Raw genomic sequence first — 23909 nt, 5'->3', positions numbered from 1 at the left:
AATCCTTCCCTGTCAGGGACTTTCTCCCGTGTCTGGCACCCTCATGAAGCGCGTTTCCTAGAAGTTCAGATTGGCCTGCAGGTAGTAGTATCCACCGTTATAACCGAGCTGTTCAATCTGATAGTCATACTGGAACGCACCGAGGTAGCGGAATTCCTTGGGAATGCGGCGCTGCTTCGCGTTGCCGACATTGTTTCCGCCGAGCGTCAGCCCAAGCTGCGGCAGGACCTGATAGGACACGGCCAGATTGGTTTCGAAACGGGCCTTGTTCACGTAGCGCATGAAGTCGGTATTCGAATAGGCCAGCGGGCCTTCGTAATAGGTCAGGGACGAGGTCGCGTGGCCGTAGCGGACTTCATGGACCGAGACACCGAGCTTCTTGTACTGCCAGGTTCCACCGAAGATCAGCTTGTTCTTGGGCGTATAGCTCGTGATGTAGGCGGCCTGCTGGGAGTTCAGCAGACTGTTGCCGTTCCCGTCCTTGCCGACATGGGTCAGGTCAGTTTCGTTGAGGTTCAGGGCCACGTCCCAGTCGACCTTGCCCCAGTCGCGGAAGCGGGTTTCGTACCGCGCGGTCACGTCCAAGCCGCGCGTCCGCGTATCGGCCGCATTGGCGTAGTAGGAAGCCGTGACGGCATTGGAATCCAGCGTGGACGGCACCGTAAAGCCATCGAGACGAAGGGCTTCGATCGCATTCGCGCCGTTATAGACGCCTGCCGCCAGGATGCGGTTCTTGATGGCGATCTGATACGCATCCACACTGATATGCAGGCGCGGCAGCGGGTCCAGCGTGAAGCCGGCGCTGTAGCTCATGGTGTGTTCCGGATGGAGCGGCTTGGCCCCGATCAGGCGCGCGCCAGCGGAATTGACCGGCAGATAACCCGTTGCATAGGTCGGCGCGACCGACAGGTTGGACCAGTGCTCCTGAAGCAGGGAGGGTGCGCTGAAGCCGTTCGAGATCGTCCCGCGCAGGGCGAAATACTTGTTGAAATCGTAGCGCGTGGAGACCTTGCCGGTCTTCGTGTCTCCGGCATCTGTATAGTACTCGTAGCGCCCGGCGAAATCGACCTGCCAGTTCTTCAGTGGGCGCATCGAGAGTTCGACATAACCTGCCGTGACATCACGGTTGCTTTCACTGGCGTTCTGCGGACTCAGGCCGTGCAGACCCTGTGGGCCGGTGCCGTAATACGAGTTGGCGTCACCGGACATGATGTCGAACTCGTCGTAGCGGTACTGTGCGCCCATCGCGAGGTTGATCGGGCCTGCGAAGATCGGCGTGTGGAAGCTGCGATGGATGCCAAAATCGTTCGTCCACTGGGTGTTGGTAAACGCCATTTCGTGGAAGCTCGTCGGAGAAGCCCCCGTTGCCGCATAAAGCGACGGGTTGACGGTGTTGAAGAGATCCATCGACGTATGGTCGCTGCCATAGGTCGTGCTGAGATCCCAGTTCCAGCCGAACTTCTCGCCCTTCAGGCCGAGGGTGACGCTGTAATCGTCTTCCGAAACGCTCTCCTTCGGGCTGAAACCGTTGGGATACATGGGCCATTCCGAAGAGGCGACGCGCGCATCCTGATAGCTCTCGCCATAGCGATGGCCGTAAGTCGAAAACGAATACAGCGACAGGTCCGGCAGGAAGTCATACTGCATATTGTAGGAAATGGTGCCCCGCTGCTGACGCGGATCGCCCTCATCCTTGAAGTCATACTTGCCGTTCCGGCTGTCGGCCGAATTGCGGATGGTGTGATCCTGGTATTTGTACTCCGCGCTCAGATCGAAAAAGCCGCGTCCCATCAGGTCAAAGCCCGCATTGATGGACTCACCTGACTGGAAACCGTCTCCAGCGTAACGTCCGCCATTGGTGGCCTGCATCGTGATGCCGGACTTGCGGTGCTTGAGAATGATGTTGATGACGCCTGCCACGGCATCGGAGCCGTAAAGGGCAGCGGCACCGTCCTGAAGAATCTCCACATGATCGATCGCCGAGATCGGGATCATGTCGATATCAACACCGTTCGATCCCTGCTGCGGCCCGGAATTGTTGGACAGCACGGAGGTCGCGTGACGGCGTTTTCCGTCGACAAGGATCAGGGTGTGGTTGGGGGACAGGCCGCGCAGACGCAGGACATCCACCATATTGGCGTTACCAATCAGAAGCGGCGCGCGCGTCAGGGACGGCGTGAGCTGCGTCAGGGCATCACGGAGATCGGACTGGCCCGTGCGGGAAATTTCGGCAGAGGTCACGACCTGGATCGGACTGGCGCTCTTGCGGACCGTCTGGTGCGGGTCACGCGTTCCGGTCACGATGACGGTTTCGTCTTCCTTGGGGAGCGACACCGTTTTCTGTTTTGACGCCGCACGGATACCTGCCGCCTTGCGAGCTGTGGCACTGCCTTTTTCCGGCGCGGGATCTGCCGCGTAGGCCTGCATACAGACCAGCTGGCTCGCCGCGCAGGTGAGCAGAAGGGCACTTAGAGGAATGGAGACCTTTTTCATCGGCTGATATTCTTCCCGCTCGTCTCCCGCGTGCCTGTCGCTCAATCCAGACATTCGGAAGTTCTGAATGTTCCCGGTGACCTCCCGCACTCAGCCGATCACCTTGAGGGAAAATCTAACGAACTTCAGAACGATAACGGAATGTATGTTTTTTTCTATCCTACCGTAAGCTGTTCTTATCCTTCCTAGCGGATGGAAAACTGCAGAACCATTGACGAATGTTAGCCTTTGCCTCCCTCCAGTCAGGACAGGCCCCTCTCCTGACGTGGATATGATAGAAAGCAGATTAAATATTATATCCCATGTTTCTGTATAATCCGTTGATTATCGAAACACCGCGCCTGGCTTCTGTCAGGTCAGGCTTTTCATCTGTATTGTCATAGCCAAACCCCATATCAGTACCCATCCATTGAATAACAATGCCGTCTCTTCGTGAAACGACATACACATTCCCGAAACTCATGCTGCACAGCGCCTCGGGCTGCGGAATCAGCCACGCAATCTGCCCCCGTATGGGAACAATCGTATTGTCGTTCCAAAGAGCCCGTGCGCCATAGCCGGTGCAGTTGATAAAAACCGGCTCCGGCAGAGCCGTCAGGTCCGAGGGATGATGGAGGGTCAGGATTTTGATCCTGCCGCCCCGCTCCAGAAACTGTCGCAGCAGATAATCCGCATAGCCGGTGACGTTGAAAATCAGATTGGGTTTCTTGTGGACTTCCGAGTACGGGAGCCGACTGTTGTTTATCCGGATCAGATTCCCCTGAGGTTCAATATCCTGAATACGGTCGTCCAGGCTGGCGAACTCGATGGGATCGGTATGAGGAGCCGACGGTTCACGGGAATGCAGGCCATAGAACGTATCCCATTCCACGGGATGGCCGGGCAGTCCCTGAAGATTCTGGTAACAGGAAAACGAATACCGGGCCATGCTCTCCCATCGTGTGGCAAACTCCGGCGTCACGGCGTCTTTACGGGCGATACGGGAAGATGGTGTCCAGCTTCCCGACGCCCGTGCAGACCGGACGAATGGTGGAAGAGCCTCTGCATAGATCGTAACCTGCGCCCCGGCCTGCTGGGCGACAATGGCCGTTGTCAGGCCAATCGCGCCACATCCAATGACACCGATATTCCGGGAACTGACCGGCAACGCCCGTTCTACAGCCAGCTTTGCGCTTCCCCAGGACAGCGACCAGCCACTTCCCCCATGTCCATAGTTGTGAACAACCGTCTTACGCTCCACCTGCTCGACATCCAGGCGGGGACCCGCCGCCCGGAAAGGGCGCAGACAGACCGTAATCCGGTCAATTCTGTCAGTCCGCGCCCGGATGACAGGCAGGGAACGGACATCCGCATCCAGATCAGGCTGAAGAAGGGTTTCGCCCGCGCATCCGGAAAGACTGGAGAGGCCTAAAAGGGATACTCCCCTTGTCATGGCACGCCGACGGGAAAGAAGAGGCATTGTAAAAATCTTCCGGCTTGGAAAAAGAGTGATCCGCAGACAGACGCGGGGGCGGCTGGAACCGCATGACTTCACTTGTGTGGACCTGATACGATCAGGGTAACCCCTCATTCTGTCGCAACATGGGAAGCCACAAGTTTCATTCCGAACTGATATCAACCATCGGAAAATCCGAGCCGGAATGGAATTCTCAAAAAGCTCGTGAAACATAGCTTCAGGTTATGAGGCTCTGCGGGTAGCAGATCTGGCTTCGCTATTTGCATCACCTTTTGCAAAAGGGTGACAAAAAGGATTTCATTCCCCCACTTCACCTGCGAACAGTTCAGAAACCCATCTTCCAAAGCAAGGACCTCCAATGCGCCTGCGCCAGATCGAAGTTTTCTATGCGATTATGACTGCGGGTTCGCTCCGACGCGCTGCCGAACTGCTTCATGTCTCGCAGCCGGCGGCAAGCAAGGTTCTGCGCTATGCCGAGCAGTCCCTGGGATTTGCGCTGTTTGAGCGCGCGGGAGGACGACTAGTGCCGACCCGCGAGGCCCGTATCATGCTGCCCCACGTCAATGCGATCTTCGAGAAACTGTCCGACCTCAAACGCCTGACCGACAATCTGCGTTACGCACGCGACGGACATTCGATCAGTATCGGATGCGTACCGAGTCTGGGGCTGAGCCTCGTCCCCCGTGTCGTGCAACGCTACCGCGCGGATCATCCAGGCATGGAACTGACGATCGATGCCATGCACGGACCCGAAATCGTGTCACGCATCATGAATCATGATCTCGACCTCGGAATTGTGTTCGGCGACTACACATATGACGGACTGACGGCCCTGCATATCGCCGATATTCCGCTGATGATGATTGATGCGGAAGAAGGAGAAGGGCCGGTCAGTGTCACTGAAATCAACCCTGAACGCTATATCGGGCTCAGTGAGAACGATCCTACGGCCCGCATGCTTGATATGGTGATGGAAGAAGCCCGCATTCCCATCAAGGCGCATGTGCGGGTGCGGACCCATTTCATGGCAGCCGAACTCGTGCGCCTCGGTGGCGGGTGTGCCATCGTGGATGCTGTGACAGCCCTGCATCATCCGGGCCTGCCTCGCCCACGCCCTCTTTCTCCTCCCCTGAGCGTAACCTGTACGGTCCTGTTCCGAGCCGATCACGCCTTGTCCCATATCTCCCAGAGCATCCTTACCCTGCTGCGCAGCGAACTGGACGTGGACCTGCTCAGCCTGAAAAAATAATGGCCGGGACTTAATCCAAGGTTAAGGACAGCCTGCATCTTGAGACAGGACAGGCGGAACGTTTCGTGCTCTGACTCAGTCTTCCTTACGGTCTTCCCATAATCCGGAGCCGGAAATTCGTATTCAGAGCCGTCCATGATCCAGTTTCCCAGACAGTCACTTATGCTCGCCCTCCCGGCAGCACTCCTTCTTTCCACATCATACGTCGCCCAAGCCGCGACGCTTCCGTCAGGACTGACCGAGCAGGAAATCGGCACGACAGTGGAACATGCACGCTCGGCCTTCGACGTGCCGGGAATTGCGGTCGCGATAGTGCAGGACGGCGAGGTCGTGTTCAGCCGTGGCTATGGGCGACGCGCGCAGGACAGTGCGAGCGCCCCGGTTGACGGCCGCACGCTGTTTGCAATCGGCTCCAACACCAAGGAATTCACTACCACAGCACTGGCGCAACTGGTCGATCAGGGCAAGCTGGGCTGGAACGATCGCGTCATCGACCACATACCGGAGTTCCGCGTGGCCGACCCGTCCATTACGCGGGACTTCCGCGTCTCGGATCTGCTGACGCATCACAGCGGCATGGGACAGGGAGCCGGGGATCTGATGCTGTTTTCACACAGCACGTTCACCCGCCCGGAAGTCCTGGCCGGGCTGCCGTTCATGCCGTTCACAGCCCCGTTTCGCAGCGAATACGCCTATAATAATCTTCTGTATGTCGTCGCAGGCGCGCTGGTCGAACGCATAACAGGGCAGAGCTGGGAAGACGTGGTGCAGAAGCGCCTGATCAATGCCGCGGATCTGCCAGCCTGCCAGAGCACACCGCCGGTCAAAGGCCAGACGAACGTGGCCACCGGTGAAGGCGAAAGCAGTGTACTGCCTGGCAAAAGCGCCCTCCGCCTGCCAGCGGTCGCACCCGCCGGTAGTATCTGGTGCAGCGCCGATGGCATGGCGCGCTGGGTCCAGACCTATCTCAATGGTGGCCGCGCCCCGAACGGCCGACAGATCTTCAGCCAGGCCAGCCGCGATGCGCTCTGGAGTCCGCACGGACTGCTGCCTCTGCCCGACACGGCGGAAGCCACAAAAACGCATTTCCGCGCTTATGGGTACGGCTGGTTCATGGAAGATTTCTTTGGTCTGAAGCGTGTCTGGCATACCGGCACCATCGACGGCATGGTCAGCTATGTAACCTTCCTGCCCGAACGCCGCTCAGGCATTGTCATTCTGACCAACCACGATGACCATGCCGCGACATACGCCATCGCAACAACACTCAGTTCCTATGTCGCAACCGGGAAAAGTGCGGACTGGGTTACGCATTTCCTGAACGAAAAGACCGCCAGACAGGCCGCAAACGCGAAAAAAGCCGCCGAAACGGGCCCTGGTTCCCCCACACGCCCCTTCATCACGCTCTCACACGATGCACAACAGGATTATGTCGGGACCTATCGCGATGACTGGCGCGGCCCGATCACGATCAGCCGGCGGGGAACAGACCTGCGGATGTCTTTCAGCCATGCCGATGGCCTGACCGGAACGCTCTCCGCCCTGCCGCATGATCTGTTTGTTGTCCGCTGGGATGACCGGGGACAGGATGCCGAAGACGACTCTTATGTACAGTTCGAACGTAATGTCTCGGGTCAGGTCACGGGCATCAAAATGCAGGTGATCGGCTCCGATTTCAGCTTTGACGCACAGGATCTGAATCCGAAGAAGGTCAGTACTTCTGTAGCTGAAGGAACCCAAACTCCCTGATCCATTCTGAAGGCCATCGGACAGGATGGAAAGTTGTCTCCCCGAAATGGGCTAAAAGCCTGTCTGCGGCCCCGCATGTCGTGTTCGCAGAGACACCATGTGTTAACCGCAGGTTATGGGAAGCGGGTCTCTTTGCATTAGGCCGATCCGTTTGGGAAATGTAGGTTTTGTTCCTGATAACGGCGCAGGAGAACGCAGTTTTTCCCTGCGCCCAGCCTCTGGACGCTTGGGACACTTATGGCCGGTAGACGGACCATCACCATTATTGGCGGAGGCGTTATCGGCCTGACCTCCGCCTACACCCTTGTCAGGGACGGACATGACGTCACCCTGATCGAACGCCGCGACGACGTCGGGCGGGAAGCCAGCTTCGCGAATGGCGGCCAGCTCAGTTACCGCTATGTCAGCCCGCTGGCCGATGCTGGCATCGCGCAGGAGGCTTTGGGCTGGCTGTTCCGCCCGAACTCCCCGATCTCGCTGCGGCTGAAAGCCGATCCGCATCAGTGGCGCTGGCTGCTGGCATTCCTGTGCGCCTGCAACCGGCACACAAACCGCCGCAATGCCGCACTCCTGCTCGATCTCGCCCTCAGCGGACAGGCCGAGCTTGAGAAATATCGCGAGGAGGGACTGAGCGATTTCCTGTGGCGTCGACCGGGGAAGCTCGTCCTGTACCGCAATGCCGCCACTTTCCGCAAAGCCGCAAAATCCGTCAGCGACCCGGAACGTCAGCGCGTGCTTTCCCCTGCCGAATGTACGGACGTCGAACCGGCATTTGCCGGGCTGCGGAAGCAGGTTGCGGGTGGTATCTTCTCGCCCGAAGACGAAGTCGGGGACTGCTTCCTGTTCTGCAAGGCCCTGCGCGAGGCCCTCGCCGCTTCACCGAACTTCCGTCTCATACGGGGCAATGCCACGCTTTCAGCAGGCCTGAAAAACCGCTGCAGCGTCCAGCTTGATGGCCACGCGTTCGAGACTGATCTCGTCGTCCTTGCCGCCGGGATCGGCTCCCGGAAGCTGACACGGCCGCTCGGGATCGACCTGCCGCTTTATGGCCTGAAAGGTTACAGCCTGACCACGCGTCCGCGTGCCGACCTCGTGCCCTCGGTCAGCGTGACGGATTACGATAACCGCGTGGTCTATGCCGGGCTGGGCGACCGCCTGCGGATCGCCGCGATGGTCGATATCGGTTCCGAAAACACCCACCTGAACCCCAAACGCCTCGGAGAGCTGCGCACTCTCGTAGCGGAGACGCTTCCGGGCGCGCTGGGTCAGGGTGACGATACGCCCTGGGCCGGACTGCGGCCCGCCACCCCCACCGGCGTTCCGATCATCGCCCGCACCCGGTATGATAATCTTCTGCTCAATGTGGGGCATGGTGCCCTTGGCTTCACACTCTCGGTCGGCTCGGGCCTGAGACTGAAAGAGATCGTGGCCGGGTTCGACACCCGCGCCGTCAGCTGAGAAAGGAACAGGTTCTTATGCAGGCCACCCGCCGCACGGTTCTTCTTGGCGGCGTCGCCGCCACCCTGTCCGCGCCGGAACGCCGCGCCCGTGCCACGGCTCCCCTTCAGGGCCTGCCCGGTCTTGGCCAGCCGGTCGAGGTTCTGGAAGATTGCTGGGGCGTCCCCCATGTCCGCGCACAGAGCATCCCGGACGCTTTCTTTGCCGATGGCTATCTGATCGCGCGGGACAGGCTGTGGGAACTGGATTTCGGACATCGCAGGTCTCTGGGACAACTGGCAGAAGTCTTTGGCCCAGCCTTCGTCCCGTCCGACACGGCCAACCGGCTGGTGCTGTTCCGCGGAGACGCCGCGCGCGAACTCGCAGCCCTGCCCGCCCTGACCCAAGACTGCGCACGCGCCTATGTCGCCGGGATCAATGCGCGCATCGCGGAAGTTACCGCCACGCCTTCGCTCCTGCCGCCGGAATTCGGCATTTTCGCGACCACACCGCTGCACTGGGACGTGCTGGACCTGATCCGCGTCCGCGCCGAAATCACAGGCAACACGCAGACCGAAATCCGTCGCGCCCGACTGGCAGCACGCGGGGGGCTCGCCTATGACGCGCTCATCACGCCGCTGGAACCCGTCCATGATTTGCATGTCCCGGAAGGGCTGGACACCGCCGCCATCAGCGAAGCCGACCTCGGGCTTTTTGGCGTCCTTCAGGCCCCCCTGCCCCGACACGACCTCCATGCAACAGCCGAAGACGGAACGCGGCGGCGGAATGAGGGCAGCAATTCATGGGTCATCGCCCCCTCCCGCACCGCCACTGGCCGCCCGATCTTGGCCAATGATCCGCATCTGTCCTTCGGCGTGCCGGGTCCGCGTCACGTCATCCATCTGACGGCCCCGGGACTGGATGTGATCGGCGGCGGTGGCGCAGGCATGCCCGGCGTCATGCAGGGCCATAACGCGACGATCGCCTTCGGCCGGACCAATTTCCATATCGATCAGGAAGACCTGTTCATCCTGCGCACCAACCCCGCCGACCCGCTGCTTTATGCCCATCAGGGCGGCTGGAAACGCATGAAGCAGGTCGAGACACGGATCGCGGTCCGTGGTGAAGCCGAGCAGGTGGTGAACCTGTTCTACTCGGTCCACGGCCCGGTCGTCTCACGTGATCCAACCCGCAATCGCGCCACGGCAGTCTCCGCCACCTGGCTCGCCCCCGGCGCGAACGGGCTTCTGGCCAATATCGGCATCAATCTGGCGCATGACTGGCCCAGCTTCCGCGAAGCCCTGCGCGTCCATACCAGCCCGACCAACTTCACCTATGCCGATACCAGCGGCAATATCGGCTGGCAGGCCGCCGGTGGCCTGCCGCGTCGCGCTCCGGGACATGACGGGCTCATGCCCGCACCGGGAGACGGGCGATATGACTGGCAGGGTCTTCAGCCGCTCGAAGCCCTCCCCAGCAGCTTCAACCCCGCACGCGGCTGGTTCGGAACATCCAACGAAATGAACCTGCCCCCCGGCTATCCGGTCGAGGAACGGCGTGTCAGTTTCGAATGGCGTGACGGCTTCCGCCACGAACGCGTAGCCCAGATGCTGGATGCAACACCGCGTGCAACCCTTGCGGACAGCGTGGCCCTGCAACACGACACATTCTCCGTGCTGGCCCTGCAAATGGTCCGCCTCCTGCCCGACGTCCCGCCCGATCTCGCCGCAGAGGCTGCTCTGCTGAAGGCATGGAATGGCCGCGTCGATGCCAGCAGTGCGGCGGCCGCGCTATATGAAGTCTGGTGGACCCGTCTCGAACGCGCCCTGCACGCCCTCATCATACCGCCCACCCTGCACGACCTGCTTCCGGGCCCTGTAAACGCCACCGTTCAGCTCGCCCTGTTCCAGTCCCCCGATGCCCGCTTTGGCGCCGATCCGGTGAGCGCACGGAACAGGATGCTCGTCGAACAGTTCCGGGAGGCCGTTCAGGAACTGCGGGGGCGACTCGGTCCTCTGCCCGCCGCCTGGCGATGGGGGGCGCTCCATACCATCACGCTGCGTCACCCGCTCGCAGTCGTCCCGGCTGTTGCGGCAGCTTTCCCCACGATCGGCGGCCCGTCAGCCCAGAGTGGCGGCGACCCCTATACCGTCATGGCCCGCTGGTACAGCCCCCAGAAAGGCGGTGTGAATGCCTATGCCACCACCGGAGGGGCCAGCTATCTGATGGTGTGTGACGTCGGCAACTGGGACCGCTCGCTGTATCTCAACTTCCCCGGTCAGTCAGCCGATCCAAAATCGCCGCATTACGCCGATTTCCTGCCCGTCTGGCTGCGCGGCGCCATGCAGCCGCTGTCATTCAGCACCCGCAGTGTCGATGCAGCCGCCGTCCGACGCATGACGCTCCGCCCGGAGGCTCAACCATGATCATCCGGGGCCTCACACTGGCCGCCCTCACGGTCCTGTCCTCAGCCGCACACGCCCAGACACCCACCGAAACCACCCACGCGCTGGATCGCGTCCTGACGTAGGGCGAAGTCCGCCCTCTGGCCGCCATCGCCGCAGTCCGTCTGCGGCACGGTCGCGTCGCCTACAGCTATTACGGCGGATTTGCCCGACAGAGCCCGGACGGAGCAGTCCCCATCGGTCCGCAGACGCTTTTCCGCATCGCCTCAATCTCGAAAGTCGTCACAACCATCGGGCTGATGGAACTGGTCGAACAGGGCAAAATCGACCTCGATCAAGACGCCTCCGACTATCTGGGCTTCCGGCTCCGCAACCCGGACTTCCCGCAGACACCCATCACCGTGCGAATGCTGCTCAACCACACCTCCAGCATCCGCGACGCCGATGGCTATACGCTCCCCCCGGACCACAGGATCAGCGAGTTCTTCGACGCCACCCGCAAACCCGGTGACCCCGGCTATCACTTCGCGCATGGAGACGGACATGCGCCGGGCACATGGTTCGAGTACTGCAATCTCTGCTACGGCCTCGTGGGCACGATCATGGAACGTGCCAGCGGCGAACGCTTCGACCACTACCAGCAGACGCATGTGCTGGATCCGCTCGGGATCGACGGCGGCTATAACCGCATGGCCCTCGCCCACCCCGACCGTCTGGCCACGCTCTACAGCCACCAGTTCAAAGGATGGGAAGCCGAGACGGACACCCAGCCCCTGACCCCGAGCTGGAACGCCGCATCCCTCGCCAGCTACACGCCGGGCACCAACGGCACGCTGTTTTCCCCGCAAGGGGGCCTGCGCATTTCCATGGAAGGGCTGACCCGTCTTGCCCGCTTCATGCTCGGGCATGGCACGCTCGACGGCAGGACGCTGCTTTCCGCACACAGCATCGCCCTAATGCAGACCCCCACCTGGCAGTATGACGGCAGGAACGGCGACTGCCCTTACCCGATCGCCAGCTATGGCCTGAGCATGGCGCGCCTGACCGGAGCACGGGATTCTTCGGGGCGCGAAACCCGGCCCTACAAAGGCTATTCCGGCGATCTGGCCGGTCATCTCGGCGACGCCTATTCGTTGCATTCAGGCTTCTGGTACGATCCCGCAACCGGCGACGGCTTCCTGTTTGCCGCAGACGGCTTCCCTGACGCCGGGCAGGAACGGCCGGGCGCCTATTCCTCATTCACCCGCGTCGAGGAAGAAATCTTCACCGCCCTCGCCGAAGCCGGGACATCAGCCCCATGACCATCCGACTGTCCCTTCTCGCCGCTTCAGCCCTACTCGCGGCCCCCTGTTCCGGCGCAAATGCGGCCCCCACGCAGGACACAACCCAGCTGGGTGCCCTGCTGGCCATGCCCTATGCCAACGGGCTGACAGGAGCTGCAAAAACAGCGCGTCTGGCTTGGGTGGAACGCCGGAATGGCGTCCGCAACATCCTGATTTCCGACGGAGGCGCGGCCCCCCGCAAGGTCACCGCCTATACGCAGGATGACGGAACCGATCTGTGGGGCCTCGCCCTCAGCCCGGACGGACGGACACTGGCCTTCGTCGAAGGCGGCGATGCGGAATATCCCAACGACCACGCCCCCAACGCTGGCAACGCGGCTGTCCCGGGCAGGGAAACCGTGCGCGTCATCCTGCCCAATGGCCGGACCGTCACCGCCGGAGAAGGACACAGCCCGGTCTTCTCCCCGGACGGACGCCTGCTGGCCTTTATGCGGGACGGCGCGCTTCTGGTCGGACAGCCGGGCCAGACGCCCCATGTCGTCATGACCACACCGGGCGAGATCACCGCGCTCCACTGGTCCCCAGACAGCACCCGACTTGCGCTCGAAATCGACCGTGGCTCCCACAGCCTGATCGCACTCTGGGACGCCAGAAACAGCAGCGCCGCGCCCGTGTTCCTGCCCGCCGCACTGGGACACGATCAGGAAGCGACATTCTCGCCGGACGGTCGCTCCATCGCCTTCGTCCGAGCCTATCAACCATTGCTGACGGCCGAACGAGACAAGGGACATTTTTGGTCCGTTCAGGTTTATGACACCGCATCCGGCGCAGAACACACGCTCTGGACCGCACCGGAAGGCGCCGGAAACCAGTTCTGGGCACCGGAAGGCATGGACCTGACATGGACCCGCAACGGACAGCTTCTTTTCCCATGGGAAGGCAGCGGCTGGCTCCGGCTCTGCGCCCTGCCCGTCGCGCGCCCTGCTGCAACGCCACGCTGCCTGACGCCAGATGGCGCCGAAATCGCATCCTACCGTCTGTCAGCGGACGAAACCCATCTGCTCTACACGGCCAATATCGGCGATCCGGATCACTGGCGCGCCTGGTCCCAGCCCCTCGATAACGGCCAGCCCGTTGCCCTCAGCGACCCGAACGAACAGGTCATGGACCTTACAATGGCGGGTCCAGCCATTGCCATGATGGCCACGGGTAAAGACCTGCCCGCCCATCCGGTCGTCCTTCAGGACCACACTCGTCACCTTCCTGTGACGCCCACAGTCCCGGCCGGCTTCACATTCACAACGCCTCAAATCGTGCATATCCGCAGCGATGACGGCCGCGACATCCACGGACAGCTGTTGCTGCCGCCCGCCGGAACACCCGGCCCGCATCCGGCACTGGTCTTCGTGCATGGCGGCCCGCACCGGCAGATGCTCCCGGCCTTCAATCCGATGGGCTATTATTCCAATGCCTACGCCATGAACCAGTTTCTGGCATCGCGCGGATATGTCGTGCTGGCTGTCAACTACCGCAGTGGCACCGGCTATGGCGTGGATTTCCGGACCGCCCCCGGCATCGGCCGGGCTGGCGCCAGCGAATACAAAGACGTTCACGCGGCCGGACTGTTCCTGCGCAGCCGCTCCGACGTAGCCCCCGGCAAGATCGGCATCTGGGGCGGAAGCTGGGGTGGCTATCTGACGGCCCTGGCTCTGGCCCGCAACAGCGACCTGTTCGTGGCGGGAGCAGATTTTCACGGCGTCCATGACATGACGGAACCAGATCATTCCGGACTGTCCCCCGAAGAAAAGCAGCGGGAAAAGGACAGCGAATGGCGTTCCTCCCCAATCGCCGACATCACCCACTGGCGCTCACCGGTCCTGCTGATCCATGGGGATGACGACTTTAACGTCGAATTCGAACAATCCGTCCTGCTGGCCCGCATGCTCGTGGCGCGGAATATTCCGTTTGAGGATCATGTCTTCCCCGGCGAACGCCACGCTTTCCTGCGCACGCAGGACTGGCTGAACGCCTATCTGTGGACGCTGCATTTCTTTGACACAAAACTTCAGGCTCAACAGCCTCGCTGATCTCTTTTCAATCCCTGAATCGTCAGGGAACGACGCAGACATAACTTCAGGTTATATGGCGCGCGCAGTTTCAAAATCGACGACGGCATGACAGATATGCAACATTAGTTCGATATCGCAACATCATCGCCCACCGGCGCTTATCGAGGGAACCAGGGTATGACGGTCAGACTGCCCCTAAAGTCTTATTTCCTGTCCTTTGCCGCCCTGTCGTCGGGCGCAACATTCCTCATGCCACAGCAGGCTTACGCCGCAGCAACAGTGGCCAAGCCTGCCGATACCAAGCATTCATCTGCGCAGTCTTCCAAACCTGCTGCAAGTCATAAAAAGACACAGAAGCAGACAGAATCCAACCGGGAAGTCATCACCGTTACGGGCAGTCATATTGCAAACTCCCATATCAAATCCCCGACCCCCATCAGCTCTCTGAACCAGCAGGAAATCCTGAATCAGGCGCCCAGCAACAACATTGCCGACCTGATCAATCAGATGCCGCAGTTCGCGGGCAGCCAGACGCCCCAGAACTCGGCATATTCCCTGAGCGATGGCACAGCCGGCATCAACGCGCTCAACCTTCGCAATCTTGGCGCCGTCCGTTCGCTCGTGCTGATGGATGGCCGACGGATTACGCCCTCTGCCATCACCGGCATCGTCGACATCAACACGATTCCCCAGCAGTTGATCAAGCGCGTGGACGTGGTAACGGGCGGTGCTTCCGCGCAGTACGGTTCCGATGCCGTTGCGGGTGTCACGAACTTCGTGCTCGACAAGACCTATACGGGCCTGAAGGTCACGGCGGATTCCGGCATCTCGGATTATGGGGACGGAGAGAACGAACATGCCGCCATCGCCGGTGGCTTCGGCTTTGCCCACGGAAAAGGACATGTCCTCCTCAGCGGCGACATTGCCCATCAGGACGGCATTTTCCAGGTCTCGCGAAGCTGGAATGTGAACGGCGACCGTATTGTCAACAATCCTGACTATGTCGCCGGAAATGGTCAGCCTTACTATCTCCGTGTCAGCGATGCCGGCACCAACAACGTCATGCCCGGCGGCATCATCAACGCGTCCACGGGCGGTGTAACCAACTCCCTGCGCGGGATCTATTTTGGCCCTGGCGGAAGCATTAACCATTACAATTATGGCTCCCTCTCGACATCCAGCGTTTCCGTCGGTGGCGACCAGAACCTGGCCAACAACAACAAGGACATCGGCCTGGAACCCCAGAGCGACCGCAAAAATCTCTTCGGACGCCTGAGCTACGACGTCGCCCCCTGGATGACCCTCTATGCGGAAGGCGCCTACAACGATAGCGAATACGTTTACAACTCCGGCCCCCAGTATCTCAGCTCGATCTCGCTGAAGGGAACAAACCCCTATCTCGTGGACGCTCTGGGCGCCGACGCCCTGCAGGACGTCTCGTCCGTCACGGTCGGCACGACCGCGCTCGACATGCCTTACCGCCGGACCGACAACCGCCGCAACGTCCAGCGTTATACGTTCGGTGGCGAAGGCAATTTCGAGATGTTCAACAAACGCGCGTCATGGAGTGCCTACGCCCAGTATGGCGTCACCCATACGCATGAGCAGATCTATAACGTCATGAACACGGCGAAGATCGCCAACGCGACTGACGCCGTGCGCAACTCGGCCGGCCAGATTGTCTGCCGCTCATCCCTGACGGACCCCGGGAATGGCTGTTCCCCGATCGACTGGCTGGGAACGGGCGTCATGTCCTCCTCGGCCATCGATTACGTTCTTGGTTCGCCATGGCGAAACCAGCGGTTTCAGGAAATCGTCTCGGGCGTAAACCTCTCAATGATCCCGTTTGCAACATGGGCTGGAGACGTGAACGTCGCTGTCGGTGGCGAATATCGTGACGAACGCTCCTCAGGATACGTTCCGACGGAATACCAGTCAGGCTGGTCTGTCGGTAATTACCTGCCGACATTTGGCCACTACAACGTCAAGGAGGCCTATCTCGAGACCGCAGTCCCTCTGGCAAAAGGCCTGTCCTTCAACGGCGCCGTTCGCGGAACGGACTACTCGACCTCCGGTTATGTCACGACATGGAAAATCGGTGGGACCTGGCAGCCCATCAGAGACGTCCTGTTCCGTGCCACCCAGTCGCATGACATCCGCGCGCCCAACATCAACGAACTCTACAATGCCGGGACATCCCAGACGACAACCGTGCTCGATCCGGTCACGGGCCAGACAGATACCGTTCTCGCCACAACGACGGGCAACACGAAACTGCGTCCCGAGACGGCGAATACGACAGTCGTTGGTGCGGTCATCACGCCGCGATATGTGTCTGGTCTGGCTATCTCGGTCGACTGGTTCCATACCAAGATCAAGAACGCAATCGAACAGTTCTATCCGCAGTCCATCATTGATGAATGTTATTCAGGATACACCACATTCTGCTCGGCCATACGCGCTGACCCGACCGGCACGCGTGATCTTCTGATCAGCGCCTCTCCCTTCAATTTTGCCAAGCTCGAAACCAGCGGCATCGACATCGACGCCTCATACAGCTTCCCGCTCAGCCGCTTTCTGCGCGATGCCGACGGGACATTTACAATCCATGGACAGGCCACGAATTACCTGAAATATATCTCTGATTCCGGCATGGGCTATACAGTCGATACGTCAGGGGACATCGCGTCTGGGCCGCCGCGCTGGATCTACCGTTTCTCGGCCACGTACAGGACGTCAAAATACAGCCTCACGGCCATTGCCCGGGGTATCAGCGCGGGAAATTACTCCAACAGCTACATCCAGTGCTCGGGAACTTGCCCGGCCTATAACGCCAACTATCCTACGATCAACAATGACCATGTCACGGGCATTTTTTACTTCGACATGAACGCGACCTATAATCTGCCCGTAGAAAAAATCGGCAAAATGCAGCTCTTCCTGACTGTCACCAACCTCGCAAACACCTCCCCGATCCTGCTGCCGGAAGGGGGACTTGAGGCCGACGAAACCTATAGCAGCCTGCTTGGTCGATCCTATCGCGGCGGCATCCGCATGGAGTTCTGAACGCAGTCTTTCACACCTGTCCTGCCCACGACGAGGCTGCCTGTTCCCCCGACACAGGCAGCCTTCTGTCTTTTCAGCATCCCGACGGACACGTCACACTCTCCACTCAGCCAGGGCCGTCATGCGTCAGATTTCCAGCCATGTTTCGCAACGTTTGCCCCGGCTCTTCCGGGAGCTGCTCCCCCGCGCCGCCGCCGGACTTCCCATCGCCCTGAGTGCCTGCGCCGTCCAGAACTCCCCGCCCCCGCTCGGGCCACATGCGCTTGCAGAACGCCTTTCTCCCATCCTGCAAGCCTCACAGGAGCAGGGCATGCGCTGGGGGATCGTCATTGCCACTCAAGACGGAAAAGTCCTGTTCTCCCGCAATCCCAACGGGCGCTTCATCCCGGCTTCGAATACCAAACTGTTCACGACAGCCGCCGCAATGGCAGAGCTTGCAAAACTGGACCAAGAAGCAGCCGAACACCCCACGACACTCCTGCTCGCCCCCCGCCCTCATGGAGCCCCAGACCTCATCCTGCGTGGCTCGGGCGATGCCGTCCTGTCCGATAATGCGGCCTGCCAGACCGACTGCCTGAAAACACTGGCAGACGCCGTCTCCGCCAAGCGGCTCAGACGCATCCATGCCATCATCGCAGATGACCAGCTTTTTGCGGACGAACGCTGGGGGGATGGTTGGAGCTGGAACAACCTGCCGACCCAGTGGGGAACCGCAGTCTCGGCGCTGACGCTGAACGACAACGTCGCCGGACTGGCCGTCCAGCCAGGAACACATCCCGGCGATCGCCCGTTGCCCAAATGGTCAGCACCCGACGAAGGACTGACGCTGGTCAATCAGGCCCTGACGGTACCGGACGGCAAACCCGAACTGAGTCTTGAAAAGAAGCCCGGCGACACCCGCGTCGTCCTGACAGGAACGCTTCCGGCAGGCGTGCCCGTTCAGACACTGAAAATCGGGCTCGACGATCCGGCCCTCTCAGCCGCCCGACACTTCAGGTCCCTGCTGCGCGAAGCAGGGATCCGGGTCCAGGACATACAGGTCAGGCACCGCCTGACAAAAACCGCTGCCGATACTCCTGCGCCAGACACCCGCATCCTCGCCACCCTCCCCGCCCCGGATCTGAAAGACGACATCCGCCATCTGCTGAAAGTCAGCCAGAACCTCCATGCCGAACTCCTTCTGCGCCGTCTGGCCCTTGTCCATGGCAACGGTTCTGTCGAGGACGGCATCGCCGAACGCAAACAGGCTCTGACCACTCTGGGCCTGCCCGCCGCCGGCTTCTCGCTCTACGACGGTTCGGGAATGTCCCCCTACAACCGCGTAACACCCCAGACCGTCATCCAGCTTCTGCGCCTCGCCGACCGCCAACCCTGGGGCGCAGACTGGCGGGACGACCTCCCTCTCGCAGGCCGAGACGGAACGCTCGCGCACCGCTTCATCGGCACCCCCGTCGCGGGCCACCTGCATGCAAAAACCGGCACACTCGCAGCCACCCATTCCCTGTCCGGCTACCTTCAGACCACCCGCGACCAGATCCTCCTGATCACCATCTTCGCAAACGACATCCCGGACGATCTGCCGCATCCGACCAAAATCATGGATGATCTGGTTACTGCCGTCGCCGAAGCCGAATAGCCAAATCCCGGGAGCCCGCACGACATGCCCCACCGTCCTTCCGCAACCCCTGCCCACAAAACCTCCCTCGGCCGCCGTACCTTCATGGGTCTGTGCGCAGGAACCGCCGTATCATCCTGGGCAACCGCTTCAGGAATGCCCGCGGGATGTCCTTCCCCGGTCAAAGTCCGAACTGGCTATGACGCTCTCGAAGCCGATGGCTATCAGGCGCTCAAAGGCCGGAAACTGGGCCTGATCGCCAACCCCACAAGTATGGACCGCCACCTGCGCCATATTGCAGACCAGTTGCACGCCGCTCCGGGCGTAAACCTGAAAGCCATTTTCGGACCTGAACATGGCTTCCGCGGATCGGCGCAGGCTGGCCATTCCGAGGCCAAAGGCATCGACCCCCGCACAGGCATCCCCGTTTACGACATGTACACGCTCTCTGGTGCGAAGCTGGATACGCTCCTGAAATCGGCAGACATCGATCTTCTCATCTTCGATATTCAGGATATCGGCGCACGGTTCTACACCTATATCTGGTCCATGTTCGACGCCCTCGTCGCCTGCGCACGCTGCGGCATCGCGTTCATGGTGCTGGACAGACCCAACCCCATCACGGGCCTGCACGCCAGCGGTCCCACCCTCGATCCGGCATTTTCATCATTCGTAGGGAGAGTCCCGATCCCGCTGCGACACGGCATGACCGTTGGCGAACTGGCACGCCTGTTCAACAGCCGGTATGTGCCCCAGCAGGCAGGACGCCCTGCCCGCTTGAGCATTATCTCCATGACCGGCTGGCACCGTGACCTTTATCAGGACGACACCGACCTCGTCTGGGTCCCCCCAAGCCCCAATATGCCCGACGTGACAACGGCCATCGCCTATCCGGGAACCTGCCTCTTCGAAGGAACAACCCTGTCAGTCGGCCGCGGCACGGCCTCGCCCTTCCTGACACTCGGCGCGCCCGATCTCGACGCAACCCGCTGGGTAGAAGAATTGAGCAACGCAGGCCTGCCGGGTTGCCTCTTCAGGGAAGACTGGTTCACTCCCGGGTTTGAAGTCGCAAAAGAGCAGCTATGCCACGGGCTCCAGCTTGCCATCACCGACCGGAAATCCTTCGATCCCCTGCTGACGGGCGTGACGATGCTTCAGACTGTGCTGAAAATATCGGATAACCCGATATGGAGAAAATCCGGTTCCACCTTCGACATCCTGGCTGGCAGCAGCGCTCTCCGCCGACAGCTTTCACAGGGCATGCCAGTTCCCAATATTCTGGAGACCTGGAAAGCAGACGAAGCAGAGTTCAATCGGCAGCGCCACCCCTTCCTGCTGTACTGATCCAGGAGTGCCCGAAACTCAGAAACGACCACGCCCTCTTCGCTATCAGATCTTTCGTCTGAGACGGATGCTGTCGATTAGGAATATTATCCAGTTCAGAAGATATTTAAAAAAAACCGGTCCAAAGGATTTCTGGGATGCCCTGCTGCACTTCAGATACTGGATGTGGCCGCGAGAGTACAGAACCGCATAATCGGCATTACATGCAAGGCCGTTTACGAGAAACCTCATCCTGAAACGAGACAGGGCAGACTGGCCGAACGCGCGCCCGCTGCCCAACTCGTAACTCAGACCAAGGTCTTCCCGTTCCCGTAAGCTGAAAAGACGGAATTCAGCACAGCCCCCTTACTGGTACAGCCCCGGCGCGGGGTCCCAGCCGGTCAGGAGGTGGCGGCCGATTTCTTCGTGTTTCCATTCCACGGGATCGTGCAGCGAGAGTGTTCGTGCATCGCGCCAGTAGCGGTCGAACCCGTACCTCGCATCCGTTACGCGCGCGCCGAGGGCGGACATGAGGTCTGATCCTGCCCGCAGGGAGGCCCGGGATGCCGAGGAGCGCGACGCGTAGACGGGGATGGCCACATCCGTCCGCGAGCAGGCACCGCGCTCGAAAACATCCAGCAGTCCGGCTGCTGTCCGCGCACTTGCGCAGGCCGCGGCCAGTTCCGCACCGATCTCTCCGAACAGGCGACGGACAAGAAGATCATCCGCCGCTTCATTTACCCCGGCAGACGCCCAGGGGCGGCTGTGTTCGCGCACGAAGGCCGCCGCCGCCTCCAGCGCGGCCAGTCCGATCCCCACGAGGATCATCGAAAATCCGTTCTGGTAGCGCAGGGGCGCATGGACCTGCGGCGCGGACTGTGCGGTCAGTACCGACCATTCCGGTCTGGTCTGGACACGGTCCAGAACGACGCTGCCGGACTCCGTTGCCCGCTGCCCCAGCCGGTTCCAGTCTTCCCCGAAGCTTACGCCCGGTGTTCCGGAGGGCAGCAGGTCCAGACGCATCGTCTGCGCGACCACGTCATAGGACGACACCAGCAGCAGGTCCGCGCCTACGGCGCCTGTCGCATAGATCTTGCGGCCGTCGATGAGGTGCCCTTCGCCTTCGGGCCGGGAGACGACATGCCCGAAATCGACCGCCCGCTTTCCGTTTTCCGCCAGTGCCATGCCAATCATGGCCTGATCCGCACAGATCCGCTCCGCCAGATGGCGGCACATTTCCGGCGTGGCCACGGACAGCAGTTCCCGCACCGCATCGTCATGCACCTTGTAAATCTGCGCCACGGATGGGTCCGCCATGCCGAGTTCCAGAAAAATCTCCTGCGAGAGCGCCTGCGACAGGCCGAGGCCTCCGAGTGCCACGGGCAAGGGAGCTTTCATCAGGCCGCAGTTTTTCAACGCCTGAATGGAGGCGCGGGGATAGCGTCCGAGACGGTCGTTTTCCGCAGCGCGGGGGGTAACTTCGGATCGGATCACGTCTCTGAGGGTTCGGAAAAACGCGTCCAGAGCGGGCGGGATGGAGCAGACCGGCACAAGACTGCGCAGTCCGCCAAAAACATTCCCACAGGAGTGTCGCATCAGTCCGTCTCCGCTTCTGGCTGTTTCGCGGGGCTATCATGCACCCTGCATGGCGTCCGTTCCAGCCGGGCTGGTCGCGGTGCAATCTTCACAGAACTGACGCGCCTCTCTGGACATCGACCCGGATACAAGTTTTCCTGCCCGAACGACGCGCCCTGACCGGGCGTTCATGCGTTACGGCCGTTAACCGACGGCAATGCCCAACGGCGAATGCAAGGATTTTGAAGCAATGGCCCATCTCAGCCCCCTGGCCGGCAAAACGCTTTCCCCCGACCAACTGACCGATATTCCCGCCCTGATCGCGGCTTATTATGACCGCAAGCCCGACCCTTCGATTGCCACGCAGCGCGTTTCGTTCGGCACTTCCGGCCACCGGGGCTCTTCGTTCCATACCAGCTTCAATGAAAACCATATCCTCGCCATCTGCGAAGCCATCTGCCGCCATCGCAAGGCCGAAGGCATCGACGGCCCGCTCTTCATCGGCATGGACAGCCACGCCCTGTCCGGCCCGGCGCAGAAATCCGCCATCGAGGTCTTTGCAGCCCACGGGATCGACGCCCGGATTGACGAAAACGGCGGCTACACGCCGACCCCCGTCATTTCCCATGCCATCCTGACCTACAACAAGGGCCGCACCACGGGTCTGGCCGATGGCGTCGTCATCACGCCGTCGCATAATCCGCCATCCGATGGCGGGTTCAAATACAACCCGACCAATGGTGGACCGGCTGACACGGCCATCACCAAGGCCATTCAGGACATGGCCAATGACTTCCTTGCCAACGATCTGAAGGACGTCAAACGCCTGCCTTACGAGCAGGCGCGGCAGGAAGCCTGCATCAAGGGCTATGATTTCATTACGCCTTATGTGAACGATCTGGACTCGGTGATCGACATGAAGGCGATCCGCGATGCCGGCGTGAAGATCGGCATCGATCCGCTGGGCGGCGCTGCCGTGGCTTACTGGAAGCCCATCATTGATCGCTACGGCCTGAACGCCACCGTCGTCAGTGACGTGGTTGACCCGACATTCTCCTTCATGACCGCCGACTGGGACGGACAGATCCGCATGGACTGCTCTTCGCCTTATGCCATGGCGCGCCTGATCGAGATGGGCGACCGCTTCGACGTTGCTTTCGCCAATGATACCGACGCGGACCGTCACGGCATCGTTGCCATACCCGACGGGTTGATGAACCCGAACCACTATCTTGCGGTGGCGATTTCCTACCTGTTCCGGAACCGTCCGGAGTGGAGCCCGGAACTGGGTGTGGGCAAGACGCTCGTCAGCAGTGGCCTGATTGACCGCGTGGCAAAAGACATGGGCCGCAAGCTCGTTGAAGTGCCGGTCGGGCTGAAATGGTTCGTCCCGGGCCTGATGGACGGTTCGCTGGGTTTTGGCGGTGAGGAAAGCGCCGGTGCCACCTTCCTGCGTCGTGACGGCACCGTCTGGACCACGGACAAGGACGGCCTCATCCTGGGTCTGCTGGCGGCTGAAATCACGGCCAAGACCGGCAAGAACCCGAGTGTGCATTATCACGAGATCATCGCCCGTCTCGGCACGCCCTATTACGAGCGCATCGACGCTGCCGCCAATCCGGAACAGAAGGCCAAGCTGAGCAAGCTCACGCCCGAGCAGTTCCCGCTGGAGACGCTGGCGGGCGACAGGATCATCAGCAAGCTGACCCGTGCGCCAGGCAACGACGCGCCCATCGGCGGGCTGAAGGTCGTGACCGAAAACGGCTGGTTCGCCGCCCGTCCGTCCGGCACTGAAGATGTCTACAAGATCTATGCCGAGAGCTTCGTCAGCGAGGAGCATCTGCGCGCGATCCAGCAGGAAGCGCAGGACGCCATCTCCAAGGTTTTTGCTTCTTAAATCACGCCTCTCCCCGGGACATGACGCATGTCCCGGGTCACCCCTGCCTGATCGCGCGCCTGCATCTCCGCAGACCGGCGACTCCCCTTTTCGACTCTGAAAACCTATCCCGCGCCCTTTAAGGCGCGACCCGATCCTCTCCTGCGGTGAGAAAATCCCGCATGGCTGGACGATCGGATTTTCTGCGCATTTTCAGCGGTCTTGCATTTCCTGCACCACTTCCGGGCCCCGGTCCTGCCGCTGAACCTCACACCCATGTGATGCTCGCGCTCTGGTCATCATCCGCGATTTG

General features: G+C 61.0%; 13 protein-coding genes. 10 read left to right on the top strand and 3 right to left on the bottom strand.

Translation table 11 applies throughout. The features are described 5' to 3' along the window. Positions 1-57: 57 nt before the first annotated feature. Together HKD27_RS13845 and HKD27_RS13840 are read right to left on the bottom strand one after the other, a co-directional pair. Complete coding sequence (locus HKD27_RS13845; protein ID WP_194689842.1) at positions 58-2493, bottom strand: TonB-dependent siderophore receptor; 2436 nt, start codon at positions 2491-2493, stop codon at positions 58-60. Positions 2494-2779: 286 nt separating this feature from the next. Then, a complete protein-coding gene (locus tag HKD27_RS13840) occupies positions 2780-3925 on the bottom strand; it encodes an FAD-dependent oxidoreductase (RefSeq protein ID WP_228518531.1) in 1146 nt (381 codons plus the stop codon). Between the two features lie 382 nt (positions 3926-4307). On the opposite strand from HKD27_RS13840, the gene HKD27_RS13835 reads away from it, so the two are divergent. From HKD27_RS13835 to HKD27_RS13795, 9 genes are all read left to right on the top strand, one after another. Continuing rightward, a complete protein-coding gene (locus HKD27_RS13835) occupies positions 4308-5198 on the top strand; it encodes a LysR family transcriptional regulator (RefSeq protein ID WP_194263748.1) in 891 nt (296 codons plus the stop codon). A gap of 135 nt (positions 5199-5333) precedes the next feature. Further along, positions 5334-6947, top strand: a complete 1614-nt coding sequence (locus tag HKD27_RS13830; RefSeq protein ID WP_194689840.1) for a serine hydrolase — start codon at positions 5334-5336, stop codon at positions 6945-6947. A gap of 237 nt (positions 6948-7184) precedes the next feature. After that, positions 7185-8405: an FAD-dependent oxidoreductase gene (locus tag HKD27_RS13825; protein ID WP_194689839.1), complete on the top strand. Its 1221-nt coding sequence runs from the start codon at positions 7185-7187 to the stop codon at positions 8403-8405. 17 nt (positions 8406-8422) lie between these two features. Continuing rightward, entirely contained in the window at positions 8423-10810 is a 2388-nt protein-coding gene (locus HKD27_RS13820) for a penicillin acylase family protein (protein ID WP_194689838.1), read from the top strand. A 119-nt stretch (positions 10811-10929) separates the two neighbouring features. Then, complete coding sequence (locus HKD27_RS13815) at positions 10930-12090, top strand: serine hydrolase (protein ID WP_228518538.1); 1161 nt, start codon at positions 10930-10932, stop codon at positions 12088-12090. Beyond that, on the top strand, positions 12087-14159 hold the full coding sequence (locus tag HKD27_RS13810; protein WP_194689837.1) for an alpha/beta fold hydrolase: 2073 nt from the start codon (positions 12087-12089) through the stop codon (positions 14157-14159). The genes HKD27_RS13815 and HKD27_RS13810 overlap by 4 nt, the downstream gene beginning before the upstream one ends. Before the next feature lie 159 nt (positions 14160-14318). Then, the gene (locus HKD27_RS13805) at positions 14319-17207 is read left to right on the top strand and encodes a TonB-dependent siderophore receptor (protein WP_228518530.1); all 2889 of its coding nucleotides are present in this window, start codon (positions 14319-14321) and stop codon (positions 17205-17207) included. A 121-nt stretch (positions 17208-17328) separates the two neighbouring features. Beyond that, positions 17329-18843 carry a D-alanyl-D-alanine carboxypeptidase/D-alanyl-D-alanine-endopeptidase gene (gene dacB, locus HKD27_RS13800; protein WP_194689836.1) on the top strand — a complete coding sequence of 505 codons (1515 nt, stop codon included), beginning with the start codon at positions 17329-17331 and terminating at the stop codon, positions 18841-18843. A gap of 24 nt (positions 18844-18867) precedes the next feature. After that, on the top strand, positions 18868-20166 hold the full coding sequence (locus HKD27_RS13795; RefSeq protein WP_194689835.1) for an exo-beta-N-acetylmuramidase NamZ domain-containing protein: 1299 nt from the start codon (positions 18868-18870) through the stop codon (positions 20164-20166). Positions 20167-20511: 345 nt separating this feature from the next. Here the strand turns inward: HKD27_RS13795 and HKD27_RS13790 are convergent, their stop codons facing one another. Then, positions 20512-21741 (bottom strand): acyl-CoA dehydrogenase family protein, encoded by a 1230-nt coding sequence (locus HKD27_RS13790; protein WP_194689834.1) that lies wholly within the window; start codon positions 21739-21741, stop codon positions 20512-20514. A 229-nt stretch (positions 21742-21970) separates the two neighbouring features. On the opposite strand from HKD27_RS13790, the gene pgm reads away from it, so the two are divergent. Next, the gene (pgm, locus tag HKD27_RS13785; RefSeq protein ID WP_194689833.1) at positions 21971-23617 is read left to right on the top strand and encodes a phosphoglucomutase (alpha-D-glucose-1,6-bisphosphate-dependent); all 1647 of its coding nucleotides are present in this window, start codon (positions 21971-21973) and stop codon (positions 23615-23617) included. Positions 23618-23909: the final 292 nt, after the last annotated feature.

Source organism: Gluconobacter sp. R75690 (assembly GCF_015244525.1).
Lineage (GTDB): Bacteria > Pseudomonadota > Alphaproteobacteria > Acetobacterales > Acetobacteraceae > Gluconobacter > Gluconobacter potus.
This window is presented reverse-complemented; position numbering and strand designations above follow the sequence as displayed.